A 16,171-nucleotide genomic window follows, 5' to 3' on the forward strand; every position below is an offset into this window, starting at 1 on the left:
AGATCAGTCCTGGCGGCTGGTGACTTCGAGCAGGTGATAACCGAACTGGGTCTTCACCGGGCCTTGCACGACGTTGATCGGCGCGCTGAAGACCACGGTGTCGAATTCCTTGACCATCTGGCCAGGACCGAACGAGCCCAGGTCGCCGCCCTGACGGCTGGACGGGCAGGTAGAGTTGGCCTTGGCGACTTCGGCGAAATCAGCACCGCCTTCGATCTGGGCCTTGAGTTCGTTGCACTTGTCTTCGCTGGAAACCAGGATGTGGCGGGCAGTGGCTTTAGCCATGGGGAAACTCTCCAATCTATTTCAGTAAAGTGTGGAGCCTACCGGATTCAGTAAGCGATTTCTCGGCAAAGTTCCACTCGGCTTATTGGCGTATGTCTACAGTTGTGCGGCTTTCAGGCGCAGAGCGTGCTCGACGTAGAGTTCGACGGGATCAGGGGCGGGGTTTAGTAAACCGTCTGGTCGCCGCAGGGTGGCGAGGTGGTTGAAGGGGTAGTCGGAGCGGATGACCGAGCCCAAATGCGAGCTGTAGCGGCCCACGAAACCATCGTTCTGTCCCGCTTCCGCGACGAAATGGCCGGACAATGCCCGGCAGACGGCATGTACCGGATCAAGCGGCGCAAGCCATCCTTCCTGCAGCGTGCCGCTCCAGGAATAGTAGTGAACGTCATTGACCCGTTCCGCGCCTTGGCCGCCCCAGGTAGAAGGCAGGCCTTGAGGATACTTCTTGTTGAATTGGCTGACCGCCAGGGTGGTCAGGGCGTTCAGCGCTGCCACGGCATTCTGCGGCAGGGTCGGTTGACCACTGAGTAGCGAGAGGAAATCAGCGAACCGGGTCGCCACTTGCTCTGCCACCTGCTCCGGCAGGCTCCCCGGAATCAGTGCCTGGCGCAACGTGTCCGCCAGTTCCGAACCGTGGTTGGGCCCACTGACCGACGTGACCGAGGCGACCTTGTGCGGTGCCACTGCTGCGGCGAAACGGCTGGCCAGCGCACCTTGGCTATGTCCGATCAGGTTGACCCTGGCGGCCCCGGTGCCCTGCAGGACCCGTTCAATCTGCAGCAGCAGTTGCTGGCCACGAACTTCGTTGTCATGGGCTGCGGAGAGTTGCGGCACAAACACTTGTCCACCTGCCGCCCTCAGTGCTTGCTTGACATCATGAAAAAGCTCGAAACGGCCGATACGGTCAAACCCGAACAGGCCATGGACCAAAAGGATGGGGTAGCGGGTTGTCGCATTCCGTTGCATGTTCCTGCCTCTTTTGCAGATGCTTGTCAGTGGTTGGTGCGTGCCACTGTAAAACAGGCCTACGGGTTGGCGATGTCTGAAAAATCCTCGGAGTGAAAGGGAATCTGGACTAAAAATGGTGCGAATTTTCGTTTCTGCTTGAGGGGCTAGTCGGAACATTTGGCAATCTTTTGCCGCGTATCGACAGATTCGTCGCTGTCTGCCTACGTCAGACGGTGTGTTTGCCTCGGGGGTGCGGGGCTTTGGGCTGACTTCGCCGATTCGCTGGATGATGTTCAATGGATTTCGTTCGACGCTGCCTTGATGGCAGCGTTCTATCCAAGGAATGGAGCTGCGAATGTCTATTTACGAAGTCACTAGCGAGTCTTGTGCAATGCCGCCGGCAAACATTGTCCCCTTGTCGGTTGCCACCGAAGGAGGCGGCCATCTGAGCTTGAAGGTGGACGGTGAAAATTTCGAATTCAGCTATCGACCGGCGTCTGCACCCGCTTCATCGCCGGCCTTGGACCTGTCCGCCCCGACGGTCGAGGTGTTGGAGGGCGGGATGCTTGATCCTTCTCTGAGCCATGCATTCGTCAGGATTGCGCCTTACCCGGACATGATGTGCGGCGACAAACTGGTGCTGAGCTGGCGAGGACTCGATGACGAAGGGTTGGCTTATAGCCATGAGGCCACCCGCTCGGTAAGTGAAGGCCAGGTGGGCGAGGAAATCGTCTTTGTCATAAAAGGTCTGCACATTGCGCCGCTGGAGCGCGGTTCGCTGGAGCTTTACTGGACGCTGCATAGCGTTGCACTGCCTCAGCCGGTGTCATCCCGTCGCCTGCAACTGGATGTGGGCGATCCAGAGCCTGAGCTGCTTGCACCGATCATTGAAGAAACAGTGGGCGGGACGCTCGATCCGTCCCGTGTTCCACAGGGTACAAGTGTCACTGTGCGCCCCTATGCCCGGATGGCGGCCGGTGACCGGATCAGCCTGTCCTGGCAAGGCGCGGAGGGAGCGCCGGCATTCAATGATGTGTTGACCGTGGAGCCGTTTGCCGTTGGTGAAGCGTTGTCTTTCTGGATAAACGCCGATTGCATCGCTGCCCATTCCACACAAGAGGTGAACGTCAGTTACCGGGTCGAATCAGCAGCGGCGCAGGTAAGGAAGTCTGCGAACTCGCGAATTCTGATCGCACCGTTGATTCGGGGGGATCTCGCGGCGCCGCAGGTGCTGGAAGCGCAAGACGGTGAGCTGGAAGCGGCAGATGCGGTAGACGGGGTTACCGTGGTGATCGGCGATGCTCAGGCCGAGGAGGGAGAGCTGGTGTACCTGAAATGCGATGGCGAGTATTTCAGTCATCGCGATGACCGGGACATCACTCGGGAGAACGCTGGGCAACCTTTGGTGTTCATCGTGCCGTACCGCTTCTGGCGCGAGCATCGGGAAACCGTGGTGCAGGTGTCGTATTCGGTGGAGCGACTGGATGATGCCAGTCAGGCTTCCGGCGTTGCCCGGGTCCGAGTACGGGCGTAACTCTGGATTGAGCGATGGTCCGACCTTTGCGGGTTACTGATTCAACCCGCAAAGGCTGTTCTGAGCGTCAGGCTTTCAGTCGTTTGGCTGCGTTCGAGAGCAACTGCTCCGTCGCGCCGAACCCCAGGCAACCATCGGTGACGGATACGCCATAACGCAGGGCGGGGCTCAAAGGCTGGCAGCCCTCGAACAGATGGGACTCGATCATCATGCCGATCAAGGAGCGATCACCTTGCAGCCGTTGCTCGAGTACCTCGTTGAACACGTCGGGCTGGCGCAGTGGATCCTTGCCGCTGTTGGCGTGGCTGCAATCGACCATGATTCGGCTCGGAATCTTCAAGCGATTCAGGTCGGCATGTACCCGGGCGACGCTTTCGCGATCGTAGTTCGGGCCTTGATGACCACCGCGCAGTACCAGATGAGTGTCGGGGTTGCCCGGTGTCTGAATGATCGCCGGGTGCCCTTGGCTGTCGACGCCGAAGTGTCGATGTGGATGGGCTGCCGAACGCATGGCATCGACGGCTACGGTTACGCCACCGTCGGTACCGTTCTTGAAACCGACGGGCATGCTCAGGCCGCTGGCCATTTCCCGGTGAATCTGCGACTCGGTGGTGCGTGCGCCGATGGCAACCCAACTAAGCAGGTCGTCGAAGTAGCCGGCAGCCATTGGCTGCAGCAACTCGGTAGCGATAGGCAGTCCCAGACGGATCATTTCAAGCATCAATTCACGCGACAGGGTCAGGCCGGCGGCCATGTCATCGCTGCCGTCCAGGTGTGGGTCGTAGGCAAGACCTTTCCAGCCAACGGTGGTGCGTGGTTTTTCGACGTAGGCGCGCATCACCAGCAGCATTTCGTTGCTGACTTCATGGGCCAGGCGGGAAAGCTTTTCCGCGTATTCGAGTGCGGAGCGTGGATCGTGAATGGAGCAAGGGCCGACAACGACCAGCAAGCGATGGTCTTCGCCATTGAGAATCGCACGGACCGCCTGGCGGTGGGCTGCGACTTGCTGGGCGAGGGCATTGCTCAGGGGCAATTGCTGTTTGAGCTGCAACGAGCTGGGCAGACGCAGGGTCAGTGCTTCGTTGGCAGAGTTCAGGGTGGTCAGTGGCAGAGCAGAAACAGACGAGTTCATATTCGGAATTCCTGGGCTGGCGGCGGGTGCTTCCCGCTCACTCGGCCCTACTGGGGTGTTCGACAATTGGCCGGATTGGCTGCGTGTGTGTGCTTGCCACCTGTGGGTGACCGATCGGAGGCGGCAGGCTGTCCCGAGCGGAGGCTGCTAAATCGCCAGGCGGTAAAAGTGTCGTAACGGTAATAAGTGGCGTAGTTCATGTCGTGATTCCTCAAAGTGTCTGGTGTGTTGCTGAAAAAGTTATGGGCCTGAAAAAACAAAACCCCCGGTCGGGAGGCCGACCGGGGGTTGAGAATTCTCTGGTAGGCGACCCGTTTTTATGGGCGCCGTGTGGGTATCAGGCGCGCCAGTGGCTAAACCAATACCCAAAATAAAAGCTCGCTGGAGCGCAAACGTCATTCGCCCGTGCAGCCGCAACCGAGCGCAGGGCGCTAGCGGAACGAAGCTGTGAGAGGGCGTTGAACATGGTCTGTCTCCGATGAATGCGCCGAGCTTACTAGAGGCCCATATGCCTGAGCAATCAGAAATTGCTATTGCTCATTCAAGGCGTTACCTATCGCTTGAGTGCCACGGACGTTGTGACACACTGCGTGTTTTGCATCACTCTAGGGATGAATAATGTCGACGTTCACCATCGCTGCCGCCCAATCGTTTTCCGTTGCTGGTGATCTGGCGGCAAACATCACCCGTCATTTGCGTTTCATGGCCACGGCGGCGGAGCAGAGCGTCGAGCTGCTGGTGTTCCCGGAGTTGTCGTTGACAGGCTACGAAGGCCAGATGGCCGCAGACCTGGCAATCGATCCGCTGGATCCGGTGCTGCAACCCTTGCGCGATTGCGCTCGCGAGCTTGGGCTGAGCGCCGTCGTCGGCATGCCGATTCGCCAGCAGGGCAGTAAGCAGGTATTGATCGGCGCTCTGACGTTAGGCAAAGACGGCTCTCTAGAGGTTTACAGCAAACAACATTTGCACAGCGGCGAAGAGCTTTTCTATGCCCCAGGGACTGGTGGTTCGACCTTGCGCATAGGTCGCGACACCGTCGCGCTCGCGGTCTGCGCTGATTTTTCCCACTCCAGCCACGCGGCAGCGGCCGCCGGTGCTGGCGCCGACCTGTACGCAGCAGGCGTGCTGATTGGCGAAAAAGGCTATGGCGTGGATAGCGCAATACTGCAGGGCTATGCCCAAAGCCACTCAATGGCGGTGCTGATGGCCAATCACGCCGGGCTAACAGGTGGATGGCAGTCGGCGGGGCGCAGCGCGGTCTGGTCTGAAAACGGGGCGCTGGTCATCGCCGCGCCAGGCCCAGGTCAACTCCTGGTGATCGCTCGACGTGATGCTGGCGAATGGCTCGGGCGGACAGTCCCTGTGACGGTGGGGCAATGACCTACCATTTGCGTCGCGCTGAGCCGGATGATCGGGAATTTGCCCGCGAACTGACGTGCCGGAACATGCTGCGCTATTACATTGAGCACGATTTGCTGTGGCAGGACGAAGCGTTCGATGTTGCCTGGGATGGGCGGGACAACTGGCTGATCATTCTTGATGAAGTTCTCTTGGGTTTTTTCAGCCTCAGTCGGGATCGTCGGGCGCTGTACATCCGCGAGCTGCAAATAACCGAGGCCTTTCGCAGGCAGGGCGCAGGATCCTGGGCGATTGATCAGGTTATCGCCATGGCCCGCACCGAAGGACTTCCGGCGCTGCGTCTGACAGTATTCAAAAATAATCCGGCACAAAGCCTGTATAAGAGAAAGGGCTTGATCAGGTGTGGCGAGGACGAGTGTTTCCTGAGGATGCAGCTCGATTTCGGTACACCTGTGCTCTGAAACCCACGGCCGGCAAGCCCTCGATGATGAATTGAAACTTTTTAAATGATGCTTGCCGCTAGGTCTGTCTGGCACTTTTTGCTAAGGTGTCCGGCATCCCAATAAGACCATATCGCGAGGTGTCTGCTTGATTAGGGGGCTAGTGGTCGATGACCATGATCTCGTTCGTACAGGCATTACACGTATGCTGGCCGATATCGATGGCTTGCAGGTGGTTGGACAGGCCGAGTCCGGGGAAGAATCCCTGATCAAGGCCCGTGAGTTGAAACCCGATGTAGTCCTGATGGACGTCAAGATGCCCGGTATCGGTGGTCTTGAGGCCACGCGCAAGCTGCTGCGCAGTCATCCGGACATCAAGGTCGTCGCTGTCACTGTGTGCGAGGAAGATCCATTTCCTACGCGTCTGCTGCAGGCGGGCGCCGCCGGCTACCTGACCAAGGGCGCTGGATTGCCGGAGATGGTCCAGGCCATCCGGCTGGTGTTCGCCGGGCAGCGTTACATCAGTCCGCAGATTGCCCATCAACTGGCGATCAAGTCGTTCCAGCCAACCAACGATTCACCTTTTGATGCCTTGTCCGAACGGGAAATCCAGATCGCGTTGATGATTGTCGGCTGCCAGAAGGTGCAGATCATCTCCGACAAACTCTGCCTGTCGCCGAAAACGGTGAACACCTATCGCTACCGGATCTTCGAAAAGCTGTCGATCAGCAGCGACGTTGAGCTGACGCTGTTGGCAGTACGCCACGGCATGGTTGATGCCAGCGCCTGATCATGACTGAAGCATTTGATCCCGGCGCCTTTCTGGCGACTGTCAGTGGGCGTCCCGGCGTCTATCGCATGTTCGACAGCGAGGCGCGCCTGCTGTACGTAGGCAAGGCCAAGAACCTGAAGAAGCGCCTTGCCAGCTATTTTCGCAAGACCGGGCTGGCGCCGAAAACCGCTGCGCTGGTCGGGCGTATCGCGCAGGTCGAAACCACCATCACCGCCAACGAAACCGAGGCGTTGCTGCTTGAGCAGACCCTGATCAAGGAGTGGCGGCCGCCGTATAACATTCTGTTGCGCGATGATAAGTCCTACCCTTATGTGTTTCTGTCTGACGGCCAGTTCCCACGCCTGAGCATCCACCGTGGTGCGAAGAAGGCCAAGGGCAAGTATTTCGGCCCGTATCCGAGCGCCGGGGCCATTCGCGAAAGCCTCAGCCTGCTGCAAAAGACCTTTTTCGTCCGCCAGTGCGAAGACAGTTACTACAAGAATCGCACTCGCCCGTGCCTTCAATATCAGATCAAGCGCTGCAAGGCGCCTTGTGTCGGCCTTGTCGAACCAGAGGTCTACGCCGAAGATGTGCGCCACTCGGTGATGTTTCTCGAGGGGCGCAGTCATGCGCTGACCAATGAACTGTCCACGGCAATGGAAGAGGCGGCGATCAATCTTGAATTCGAGCGTGCCGCCGAGTTGCGTGACCAGATTGCCTTGCTGCGCCGGGTCCAGGATCAGCAAAGCATGGAAGGCGGCACGGGCGACATCGATGTCATTGCAGCCTTCGTCAATCCAGGTGGCGCCTGTGTTCATCTGATCAGCGTGCGCGGCGGACGAGTGCTGGGCAGCAAGAACTTCTTTCCTCAGGTCGGTATCGAGGAGGAGGTTGCCGAAGTCATGGCGGCGTTCCTCGGTCAATATTTCATCAGCAGTCCGGAACGCGACCTGCCGAGCGAGTTGATCGTCAACGTGGTTCCTGAAGACGCCACCGCCCTGATCGAAGCGATCCATGAGCTACGTGGTCGTGAACTGAGCATCAGTCACCGGGTGCGTGGCACCCGGGCTCGCTGGCAGCAGTTGGCAGTCACCAATGCCGAGCAGGCGCTGGGTGCGCGTCTGGCCAATCGTCAACACACGGCAGCACGCTTCGATGCGCTGGCTGAAGTGCTGAATCTGGATGAGCCACCGCAGCGACTTGAGTGCTATGACATCAGTCACTCCAGTGGTGAGGCTACTGTCGCTTCCTGTGTCGTGTTCGGCCCGGAAGGCGCGATCAAATCCGACTATCGTCGTTACAACATTGAGGGCGTCACGGCGGGCGATGACTATGCGGCCATGCATCAGGCCTTGACTCGCCGCTTCAGCAAATTGAAGGACGGGGAGGGCAAGCTGCCGGACATTCTGCTGGTGGACGGTGGCAAAGGTCAGTTGTCGATGGCCCGTGATGTGCTCAACGAATTGGCGGTGCCGGATCTGATCCTGCTGGGTGTGGCCAAGGGCGCAACACGCAAGGCGGGTTTCGAAACTTTGTATCTTAATGATGCTGCGCATGAGTTCACCTTGCGCGGAGATTCGCCGGCACTGCACCTGATACAGCAGATTCGCGACGAAGCTCACCGCTTCGCGATTACCGGCCACCGTGCGCGGCGGGGCAAGACCCGCCGCACGTCAACGCTGGAAGGCGTTGCGGGCGTCGGGCCAACTCGCCGTCGGGACTTGTTGAAACATTTTGGTGGATTGCAGGAGCTGTCTCGTGCAAGCATCGAAGAGATCGCCAAAGCACCGGGGATCAGTAAAAAGCTCGCAGAGTCGATTTATGCAAACCTGCATAGCGAGTAGAATGCCAACTCACCTCGTAGCCAGTTGTGCCGATGAATATCCCTAATCTGATTACCGTTCTCCGCGTCCTGCTCATACCGATCTTCATTTTGTTGTTTTACTTGCCTTACCAGTGGAGCTATATGGCTTCCGCCTCGGTATTCGCTTTTGCCGCAGCAACTGACTGGCTGGATGGCTACCTGGCCCGCCGCCTGGAACAAAGCACGCCGTTCGGTGCGTTTCTCGATCCGGTTGCCGACAAGTTGATGGTGGCGGTCGCGCTGGTACTTCTGGTGCAGGAACACGGCAACTTGTGGCTGACACTTCCCGCTGCCGTGATCATTGGCCGTGAGATCGTCGTATCGGCCTTGCGCGAATGGATGGCCGAACTCGGCGCTCGCGCGCATGTAGCGGTGTCCAATCTCGGCAAGTGGAAAACCGCGGCGCAAATGCTGGCGCTGGTGATCCTGCTGGCCAATCCGCGTGACTTCAGCTTCTGGGTCTTGTTGGGTTATGCCTTGCTGATGATCTCGGCGGGCCTGACATTGTGGTCGATGGTTCAATACCTGCGGGCCGCTTGGCCGCATCTGAAAACCGACGTTGAAAAGAAATAAAACTTTTTTGAATCAAAGGGTTGACGGGGCTTCTGAAATCTATAGAATGCGCCACACCAAGCGGGAATAGCTCAGTTGGTAGAGCACGACCTTGCCAAGGTCGGGGTCGCGAGTTCGAGTCTCGTTTCCCGCTCCAAGTTTGTACGCGGTTGTTGTTGTGCTACTAAACAGCGACCGTTTGAGGCCGAGTAGCAAAATGGTTATGCAGCGGATTGCAAATCCGCCTACGCCGGTTCGATTCCGACCTCGGCCTCCACTATAAACAAGCTCCGTAGATCCATGATTTACGGAGCTTTTTTATTTCCAGTGCGCTGCAAGATTTAGTCTTGAAATCAGCTACTGTGAACTTGCTTCACCGGGACGTGATGTATATATTTCCCGCTCTGCTTCACAAGGCTCAACATTGTCAGGTGTGCTGATCGACTGACATGAGCACTACACCGCGCTACCGCCCGAATGGCGAAACTGGTAGACGCATGGGACTTAAAATCCCCCGCTCGTAAGGGCGTGCCGGTTCGATTCCGGCTTCGGGCACCATCTAAAATCAAGGGTTTGCGGGCGAAAGCTGAGGCAAACCCTTGTTTGTTTCCGGTCCGCCATTTTGGACTTGATCAGCCATTTACCTTGCGGGCATGACCTTTTTGCCCTTGTGATTCAGCTGCTTCAACTCATTTGCCCTCAGGCCATGTCGAATCTCCTGCGCAGACTTCCGCGCCATGATTTGATCAAGATGGCATTTAGAGCGGGTTCGGCCAGCGCACGACGTTCTTCAGGCTGTGGGTTTGACACGGAAGGCCAAGTACACCGGCCCGAATGGGAAGGTACTGACTTCCAACTCGTCTAGAGGGGCGAGCGTACGGGTGCGGGTTCCGGCGTTGCTGTAGATCATGTGATTGTTCGACACTGCAATGTTGATCTTTCCGGCGGCAGCCTGGATTAGTGTCGCCTTGAACCCCTCAATCACATCGTCACCAATCGTCAGCGTGACGTCTGTGTCGCTAATGACCAGGATCGACTTACCTGAATCCGCCATGGTCAGGGGCCTGCTGCCGGTGATCGAGACATTGGTGTGAACGTGGCCGCCGGCGTGGTAGCTGACCATCCTCGGGTCGGCGAAGACGCGTGCGAAGGAGCCGACATAATTCACACTGGCGCGCATGTCATCGAATTGCTCGACCACATAGGTGCCGATGCTGCCCGAGACTTCGCCATTGGGGTCCAGAACCCACTTTCGTCCTACCATCAGCCCGATCTGGGTGTTGGCGCGTACTCCTGCGCGCATTTCTTCGAGAAAAAGTTGGCTGATCTGACCGCCACCGTTGCCCTGAACATAGGTAAATCGTGCAATGGAGTGGCTGTCTCCAGTCGGGCTGCCTTGGGTGGTATCGACTCGATAGTCGACAAAGTCTGCCGATACAGTGGTGGTCGTCGTGTTGGTGTTAGGCGCCCAGGTGAAATCCAAGGCTCTTCCGGTTTTCACCTGCTCCAGCGAGGTGGTGGTCTGTGTGGTAGTAGTCGAGCCTGACTGCTTCAAATCATCGTTCATGATGCTCATCCTTAAGTGAAGTGCGGTATGCCTGCTACTGAGCGGGGTTTTCATTCATCTGACAGGGGCAGGTGGAAGATTCGGACTGCGCCGGGGACTAAATGCGCAGGCTGTACCAAGCCAGGCAGACGGTCTCCAGTTCTTCTGTAAGACATGTCAATTCGTCGTGAGTGATCATTCCGGATATTTGTAGTGCCTGGTTAAAGCTGATCGAACTGCTCTTCAGCGCAAGAAGCTGAATTTCATCTCGGGCTTCGCTGAGATACCCGAAGTTTGAGCGTGCCATTGCCATGACGGTAATTGCTTCAGTGGGCATAGCCTATTCGATCAATCATTAAAAATGAGAGGTTGCCAGCTATGGTCGCTGTTTGGCCATCAACCAATTGGCAGGGTGTCAATAGAGCGCGACACGATGCTTCGCGTCCAGGATGTTGCAATGCGTCTGCTGGAGTTACATTTCGACGATGTCGAGACCAGCATTGGTCATGCCCGTTGCGGACTCGACTGCTGAAGAGATTCTCCAGCAGGTGGATGGGAGGGTACTTAACCAGGTCGTGGTGGTTACGTGAGCAAGGCCGCTTCACCCTCTTGAAAAATATTGTGCTGATTGGCAGGAAACAAAAAGCCCGGACGTATCCGGGCCTGTCAGAGGAATCACTCAGCGCGAATTTACTTCTTCCCGAGTCCGGGCAGACGCTCTTTCCCTACGCCGGCGAACCCAGCTGAAGAAAGCGTGAACCGGGTGTAAAAACGCTGCAAGCACGCACAGCAGCATGATGATGAAAATGGCGATCAGCGGGAGGCTTTCGTGCGAGAACATGGTGGGGTACTCCTGTAGGCACTATGTTGGAACCCGCAGGCTAGACGCATTGAGCCATGCTTGCGATGAACGTATGTTCATCCTCGGGCGCTTGAACTGTGCTAAGGACGGACTCGCCAAAATGATCGATTCTGGAAGTGCGCAAACAGTCGTCGCGCAATCAACCATCGATCTTTTTTCAATACAGTAAGGTTTCGTAACGCGGTAAACCGGCGACGTTCGGCGCCGGCCTTGGTTAAGGCCAACGCCGTGCGTGGAATGATTAAGCAGGTGTCTTGTCAGCCGCGCTTGGGCAGTTTCCAGTTCGGGCGGATGAAGTGGCAGGTGTAGCCATTCGGTATCCGCTCCAGGTAGTCCTGATGCTCCGGTTCCGCTTCCCAGAACGGTCCGGCAGGTTCGATTTCGGTGACCACTCGGCCCGGCCAAAGACCAGAAGCGTCGACGTCGGCGGCGGTGTCCTCGGCGATGTCGCGTTGCTCGTCGCTGAGGTAATAAATCGCCGAACGATAGCTAGGGCCGAGATCGTTGCCTTGGCGGTTGGGCGTGCTGGGGTCGTGGATCTGGAAGAAGAACTCGAGGATCTGCCGGTAGCTGATCAGGGCAGGGTCGAAGATGATTTCGATGGCCTCGGCGTGGTTGCCGTGGTTGCGGTAGGTGGCATTCGGCACCTCGCCGCCGGTGTAACCGACGCGGGTTTTCAGCACGCCAGGATAACGCCGCAGCAGGTCCTGCATGCCCCAGAAGCAGCCGCCGGCGAGAATCGCGGTTTCGGTTTGTCCGGTCATGATCTTTTTTGCCTCTCGGTGACTGTAGATACGGTTCTGGTTATGCGGGCGTGTTGGCTATTTGCAAGCCTGATTCAGGATTACGGGCTGCTCGATCCGGTGTCTTCAACAAAAAGCCCTGACGATAAGGCCAGGGCATTGATGGGTTCGAGCTGAATTCGGGCAGTTCACATCGAGTGATGTACTAAAGACACCACATCAAGCGGTTATACAAACGCTTGCCCGAAAAAGCCCCGTGGCAGGCGCTGCGGCCCAGCCAGCGCGGTCAGTCGTTCGATCCACTCCGTACGCCAGTTCGACGCGCCGTGGTCAGCCTTGGTGTGGCGAGCCGCGCGCCGTGCCGCATTGCGCTGGGTTTTGCGCGCTTCCTTGTAGGCATCGGTGTTGCGGCAGCTGCGGCATTTGACGCGATTGAGTTCCAGGCTCGAGGCTAGGTTGTTGCCCTTATGACCACAAGCCAGATGTCCGTCTGTTTTGAAATGGATAACCATGAACAGTCTCCTGGGTGACGTGTACAGGTTATGACCCCTCACGGCAGCAGGCGTTCGCTGTATCGGCCAAGCGGTAGGCCAGGAGACTGTCGTTTATCGCTGTGCAATCATCTGAAGCGAGGCAACGGCCGTTCGACGGGTTCTAGCGAAGACAGAGTGCGGCGGATCAGCGGCGTGTCTTTTTCGATGTCGTTAAGGCGATCACGGATGCGCAGGGCGGTCGGGTGCCCGCCTTGATGATCGACCCAGTCGGCGATTTCCTTGCAGGCCGCGGCAAGGCGCGCCTGACGGGAGTCGAGCAGGGTGAGGAGGGTGGTGATGGACTCTTTTTCGGACATGGAACACCTCCGTTCAGACAAACCGTTGAGAGGCAGCAAAAAGCTCGCGGGTTGCGAGCTGTCTGCCGTTGGGGCGCTGGTCCGTCAGCTGCCTTGAGTATAGACCCCGCCTGTCAATTGCATCAGCCGGCTGTTTGGCGCGCCAGCATTGGCGAGCTGGCCGCATTGAGCCGTCGGCATTCGTGTCGGGCCTCTTCCTCAAGGTCGTAGCCATCACCGATGAAGCCGCCGGTGCGGGTATCGTTGATCCGAAACCAGCTGCTGGCCTCGGCGGGTTCATGCTGGCTTTCCCCGGCGCGCCGGCCGTGAATGATGATCTTGTTGCAGCGCTTCACGACAAATATGTCTTCCATGGCGTCACCACAGCAAATGGGTGTCAGATCAACTATAGAAGCCGTGGCCGATCGTGCAAAAAATAGACAGTCAGTTCGTCGGTTGCAGCCGCCATCCCTCGCGATACCCATCCAGGCGATGCGTCGGTTTCAAGGCTTGCAGAAAGTCAGGATCGTGGGAAACCGCGACAATTGCACCGGGAAACGTCTGCAATGCCTGTTCGAAAGCTTGCACCGACGCCAGATCCAGATGATTGCTCGGCTCGTCGAGCAACAACAGTTGCGCGGGCGTCTTGCCCCACAATGCCACCGCCAGTGCGGCTTTCAGGCGTTCGCCACCGCTCAGTGAAATGCTCGGTCGGGTCACCCGTTGCGCGTCCAGTTGCAGGTGAGCCAAGTGGCTGCGCAGTGCGCTTTCACTCAACGGGCTCTGAAGCGCGATCAGTTGCTCGATGACGCTGAGACCGTCGTCCAGCAACTTCAGATGCTGGTCCAGATAAGCCACGGGAACATGGGTGACGCATTCGCCGCTGGCGGGATGCAGTTGGCCCGCGAGCAACCTGAGCAACGTCGATTTGCCGCAGCCGTTCGGACCATTGACGGCGACGCGCACAGGCCCGCTCAGCGCGAGGTTGAACAGCTGCGCCGGCAGCCATGGCAGACGCACGTCCACCAGCGTACAGACCCGGCGCGCAGGCGGTATTGCGCTGCCGGGCAGGTTCATCAGTACCACATCGTCCGGGAGCACGTTGGCGTAGGCATCACGCACCTGCGCGTCGAGCTCCGATTTGCGCTGCTGATGACCATGTCGCACCTGGCCCATGATCTGCCTCGCGGCACCTTTGAGGCCTGCACGCTCGAAACCCGAGACATTGGCGGTTCTGGCGTTGCGCAGTGAGCGGGCAGCATGGCGCTGGATGGTGTCGTGTTCGTTTTGCAAGCGCTGCTGCTCGCGCCGGCGCTCGGTTCTGCTTTGATCCAGCGTCGCTTGCGCCGCCGCCTGATGGATCTGTCGTTGCTGCTGGTAAGTGGAAAAATTGCCGCCGTACACCGTGGCACCCCGCGGCGTCAGCTCGACGATACGCCGCATGCGCTCAAGCAATTGGCGGTCGTGGCTGATGACGATCAATCCGCCGCGCCAATGCTCCAGCCTGTTCATCAGCCAGTCGCGGCCGGGGCCGTCGAGATGGTTGGTCGGCTCATCCAGCACCAACAGGCGCAGCGGATTCAGAAATGCCCCGATCAACGCCAATCGTGCTTGCTGGCCGCCGCTCAGCGGTTGGGTCAAATCCGTGGGGGCGACGTCCGGCAGACCGGCGTCATCCAGCCATTGGCGCAGGCGTTCGGGCAGATCCCAGCGTTCGCCGAGGATGTCGAAATCTTCCGTCGACGCCTCGCCGCACTGCAGCCGTTGCAATGCGCGAAGGGCGGCAGCGGTGCCCGTGGCGTCGGCCACGGTCTGTCCCGCGTCGGCGATGAATGTTTGCGCCACATAGGCCAGGGGAACCGAGCAAGTCACGCTGCCGGCAGTCGGTTGCAAGTGTCCGGCAATCAGCTTGGCCAGCACGCTTTTACCGACGCCGTTGCGCCCGACGATTGCGGTGTAGGTGTGATCGAATTGCAGATTCAGCTCGTTGAAAATCGTCTCGCCATTAGCGAACTGAAAAGTCGTTTGATTCAGGGAGACGAGGGCAGGCGTACGCGAGACGTGAGTCATCGGCACCTCCGAAAAATGTCGTGAACACTGACAGGCGCTATTCAGCGCTTATCGCGATTACATTTTCAGAAGGCTTGATTGTTCACTTTCTGCGGTCGTCCTGAAGGGGGAAAGGTGGCTAGCCTAGACCACCCATCCAGCGCAGATCAAGGCGCATCCATCATTTGCTCAAGAAACATCGCCAGCGCCACTTCCTCGGAGCGCAAGCCCTTGCGGACTCTCGGGCGTGGTAATTCGGCCAGCGCACCGAGCAGGAAACGCTCGACCACAGCCGGATGGATGTAGCACTTGCGGCACACCGCCGGGGTGTTGCCTAACTGTTTGGACACGCTCTTGACCATCTCCACTACATGCCGTTTCGCCTCGGTTTCCGACTCCCATTGCAGTTCGCGCAATACCGCCAGGGCCAGCGCACTGCCAGCCCAGGTTCGGTAATCCTTGGCAGTGAAGTCGGCGCCGGTGAGGGTTTTCAGATAGGTGTTGACGTCGTGCGAGCTGACGGAGTGTCGCTCACCGTTTTCGTCCAGGTACTGGAACAGATTCTGTCCGGGGATTTCCAGGCAACGCTTGATGATGCGCGCCAGGCGCCGGTCTTTCACGGTGATCTGGTGTTCGATGCCGCTTTTACCGCGAAACTGGAATAGAATCGCGCTGCCGTTGACCTCGACATGCCGGCTGCGCAGGGTAGTCAGGCCATAGGAACGGTTGTCCCGTGCGTACTGGGTATTGCCGACGCGGATCAGCGTGGCGTCGAGCAGCGTGATGACAGTGGCCATCACTTTGTCGCGACTGAAGCCGGGAGCATCCAGCAGCGTTTCAAGCTGTTTGCGCAGTTTTGGCAGCGCCAGGCCGAATTCACGCAAGCGCGAGTACTTGTCTGCATCGCGCACCTCGCGCCAGCGTGGGTGATAGCGATACTGCTTGCGGCCCCGGGCATCGCGGCCAGTGGCCTGCAAATGGCCACGCGGATCGGCGCAGATCCACACGTCGGTGTAGGCCGGCGGCACTGCCAGCGAATTGATCCGTTTGATCTCATCAGGGTCGGTGATGCGCTGCCCGGCCGGATCGAAATAGGCGAACTTGCCGCGCAGTTTTTTGCGGGTCAGGCCGGGTTGGGTATCGTCGACGTAATGCAGGTCGGGTGGGAGCACGTCGGCTGGCGCGGTGTCGGGCATGGCAGTGTCCTTGGCGAATCGCTCTGTTACAGCGATTGACCGCGCGCCATGGCCGTCGTG

Annotated in this window: 17 protein-coding genes and 3 tRNA genes; 9 read left to right on the top strand and 11 right to left on the bottom strand. The window is 58.5% G+C overall.

Features of this window, described 5'->3' with window-relative positions:
• Positions 1-3: 3 nt before the first annotated feature.
• Both LCH64_RS00995 and LCH64_RS01000 read right to left on the bottom strand, forming a co-directional pair.
• Entirely contained in the window at positions 4-285 is a 282-nt protein-coding gene (locus LCH64_RS00995) for a peptidylprolyl isomerase (protein WP_007912303.1), read from the bottom strand.
• 96 nt (positions 286-381) lie between these two features.
• Positions 382-1,251 carry a triacylglycerol lipase gene (locus tag LCH64_RS01000; protein WP_226499212.1) on the bottom strand — a complete coding sequence of 290 codons (870 nt, stop codon included), beginning with the start codon at positions 1,249-1,251 and terminating at the stop codon, positions 382-384.
• A gap of 337 nt (positions 1,252-1,588) precedes the next feature.
• Here LCH64_RS01000 and LCH64_RS01005 point away from each other — a divergent pair, with 337 nt between their 5' ends.
• On the top strand, positions 1,589-2,767 hold the full coding sequence (locus tag LCH64_RS01005) for a hypothetical protein (RefSeq protein WP_226499213.1): 1,179 nt from the start codon (positions 1,589-1,591) through the stop codon (positions 2,765-2,767).
• Between the two features lie 67 nt (positions 2,768-2,834).
• Here LCH64_RS01005 and LCH64_RS01010 read toward each other — a convergent pair whose 3' ends face one another.
• Positions 2,835-3,899, bottom strand: a complete 1,065-nt coding sequence (locus tag LCH64_RS01010) for a 3-deoxy-7-phosphoheptulonate synthase (RefSeq protein ID WP_226499214.1) — start codon at positions 3,897-3,899, stop codon at positions 2,835-2,837.
• Between the two features lie 618 nt (positions 3,900-4,517).
• On the opposite strand from LCH64_RS01010, the gene LCH64_RS01015 reads away from it, so the two are divergent.
• The 8 genes from LCH64_RS01015 to LCH64_RS01050 all read left to right on the top strand — a co-directional run bounded on the left by LCH64_RS01015 (position 4,518) and on the right by LCH64_RS01050 (position 9,444).
• Positions 4,518-5,279 (top strand): carbon-nitrogen hydrolase family protein, encoded by a 762-nt coding sequence (locus LCH64_RS01015; protein WP_226499215.1) that lies wholly within the window; start codon positions 4,518-4,520, stop codon positions 5,277-5,279.
• Positions 5,276-5,719 (top strand): GNAT family N-acetyltransferase, encoded by a 444-nt coding sequence (locus LCH64_RS01020; protein ID WP_226499216.1) that lies wholly within the window; start codon positions 5,276-5,278, stop codon positions 5,717-5,719. The genes LCH64_RS01015 and LCH64_RS01020 overlap by 4 nt, the downstream gene beginning before the upstream one ends.
• Positions 5,720-5,846: 127 nt before the next feature.
• On the top strand, positions 5,847-6,488 hold the full coding sequence (uvrY, locus tag LCH64_RS01025) for a UvrY/SirA/GacA family response regulator transcription factor (protein WP_226499217.1): 642 nt from the start codon (positions 5,847-5,849) through the stop codon (positions 6,486-6,488).
• A gap of 2 nt (positions 6,489-6,490) precedes the next feature.
• Positions 6,491-8,314, top strand: a complete 1,824-nt coding sequence (gene uvrC / locus LCH64_RS01030; protein WP_003225418.1) for an excinuclease ABC subunit UvrC — start codon at positions 6,491-6,493, stop codon at positions 8,312-8,314.
• A 32-nt stretch (positions 8,315-8,346) separates the two neighbouring features.
• Positions 8,347-8,907 carry a CDP-diacylglycerol--glycerol-3-phosphate 3-phosphatidyltransferase gene (pgsA, locus tag LCH64_RS01035; protein ID WP_003225417.1) on the top strand — a complete coding sequence of 187 codons (561 nt, stop codon included), beginning with the start codon at positions 8,347-8,349 and terminating at the stop codon, positions 8,905-8,907.
• Between the two features lie 60 nt (positions 8,908-8,967).
• Positions 8,968-9,043: transfer RNA gene (locus LCH64_RS01040), tRNA-Gly, on the top strand.
• A 46-nt stretch (positions 9,044-9,089) separates the two neighbouring features.
• A tRNA-Cys gene (locus LCH64_RS01045) sits at positions 9,090-9,163 on the top strand.
• Positions 9,164-9,357: 194 nt separating this feature from the next.
• Positions 9,358-9,444 (top strand) — tRNA-Leu (locus LCH64_RS01050).
• 232 nt (positions 9,445-9,676) lie between these two features.
• On the opposite strand, the gene LCH64_RS01055 is transcribed toward LCH64_RS01050, so the two are convergent.
• The 8 genes from LCH64_RS01055 to LCH64_RS01090 all read right to left on the bottom strand — a co-directional run bounded on the left by LCH64_RS01055 (position 9,677) and on the right by LCH64_RS01090 (position 16,111).
• Positions 9,677-10,453, bottom strand: coding sequence for a hypothetical protein (locus LCH64_RS01055; RefSeq protein ID WP_226499218.1), 777 nt, complete (start codon positions 10,451-10,453; stop codon positions 9,677-9,679).
• Positions 10,454-10,550: 97 nt separating this feature from the next.
• Positions 10,551-10,769, bottom strand: a complete 219-nt coding sequence (locus LCH64_RS01060) for a hypothetical protein (RefSeq protein WP_045122476.1) — start codon at positions 10,767-10,769, stop codon at positions 10,551-10,553.
• Between the two features lie 782 nt (positions 10,770-11,551).
• A complete protein-coding gene (gene msrA, locus LCH64_RS01065; RefSeq protein ID WP_103485138.1) occupies positions 11,552-12,058 on the bottom strand; it encodes a peptide-methionine (S)-S-oxide reductase MsrA in 507 nt (168 codons plus the stop codon).
• A 206-nt stretch (positions 12,059-12,264) separates the two neighbouring features.
• Complete coding sequence (locus LCH64_RS01070; protein ID WP_003225413.1) at positions 12,265-12,549, bottom strand: hypothetical protein; 285 nt, start codon at positions 12,547-12,549, stop codon at positions 12,265-12,267.
• Between the two features lie 107 nt (positions 12,550-12,656).
• Positions 12,657-12,887 carry a hypothetical protein gene (locus LCH64_RS01075; RefSeq protein ID WP_003225412.1) on the bottom strand — a complete coding sequence of 77 codons (231 nt, stop codon included), beginning with the start codon at positions 12,885-12,887 and terminating at the stop codon, positions 12,657-12,659.
• Between the two features lie 122 nt (positions 12,888-13,009).
• Complete coding sequence (locus LCH64_RS01080; protein WP_003225411.1) at positions 13,010-13,240, bottom strand: hypothetical protein; 231 nt, start codon at positions 13,238-13,240, stop codon at positions 13,010-13,012.
• Positions 13,241-13,310: 70 nt separating this feature from the next.
• The gene (locus LCH64_RS01085) at positions 13,311-14,936 is read right to left on the bottom strand and encodes an ABC-F family ATP-binding cassette domain-containing protein (RefSeq protein ID WP_226499219.1); all 1,626 of its coding nucleotides are present in this window, start codon (positions 14,934-14,936) and stop codon (positions 13,311-13,313) included.
• Positions 14,937-15,082: 146 nt separating this feature from the next.
• Positions 15,083-16,111: a DNA topoisomerase IB gene (locus LCH64_RS01090; RefSeq protein WP_103522285.1), complete on the bottom strand. Its 1,029-nt coding sequence runs from the start codon at positions 16,109-16,111 to the stop codon at positions 15,083-15,085.
• Positions 16,112-16,171: the final 60 nt, after the last annotated feature.

This window comes from Pseudomonas sp. MWU16-30322 (assembly GCF_020515535.1).
GTDB lineage: Bacteria > Pseudomonadota > Gammaproteobacteria > Pseudomonadales > Pseudomonadaceae > Aquipseudomonas > Aquipseudomonas fluorescens_H.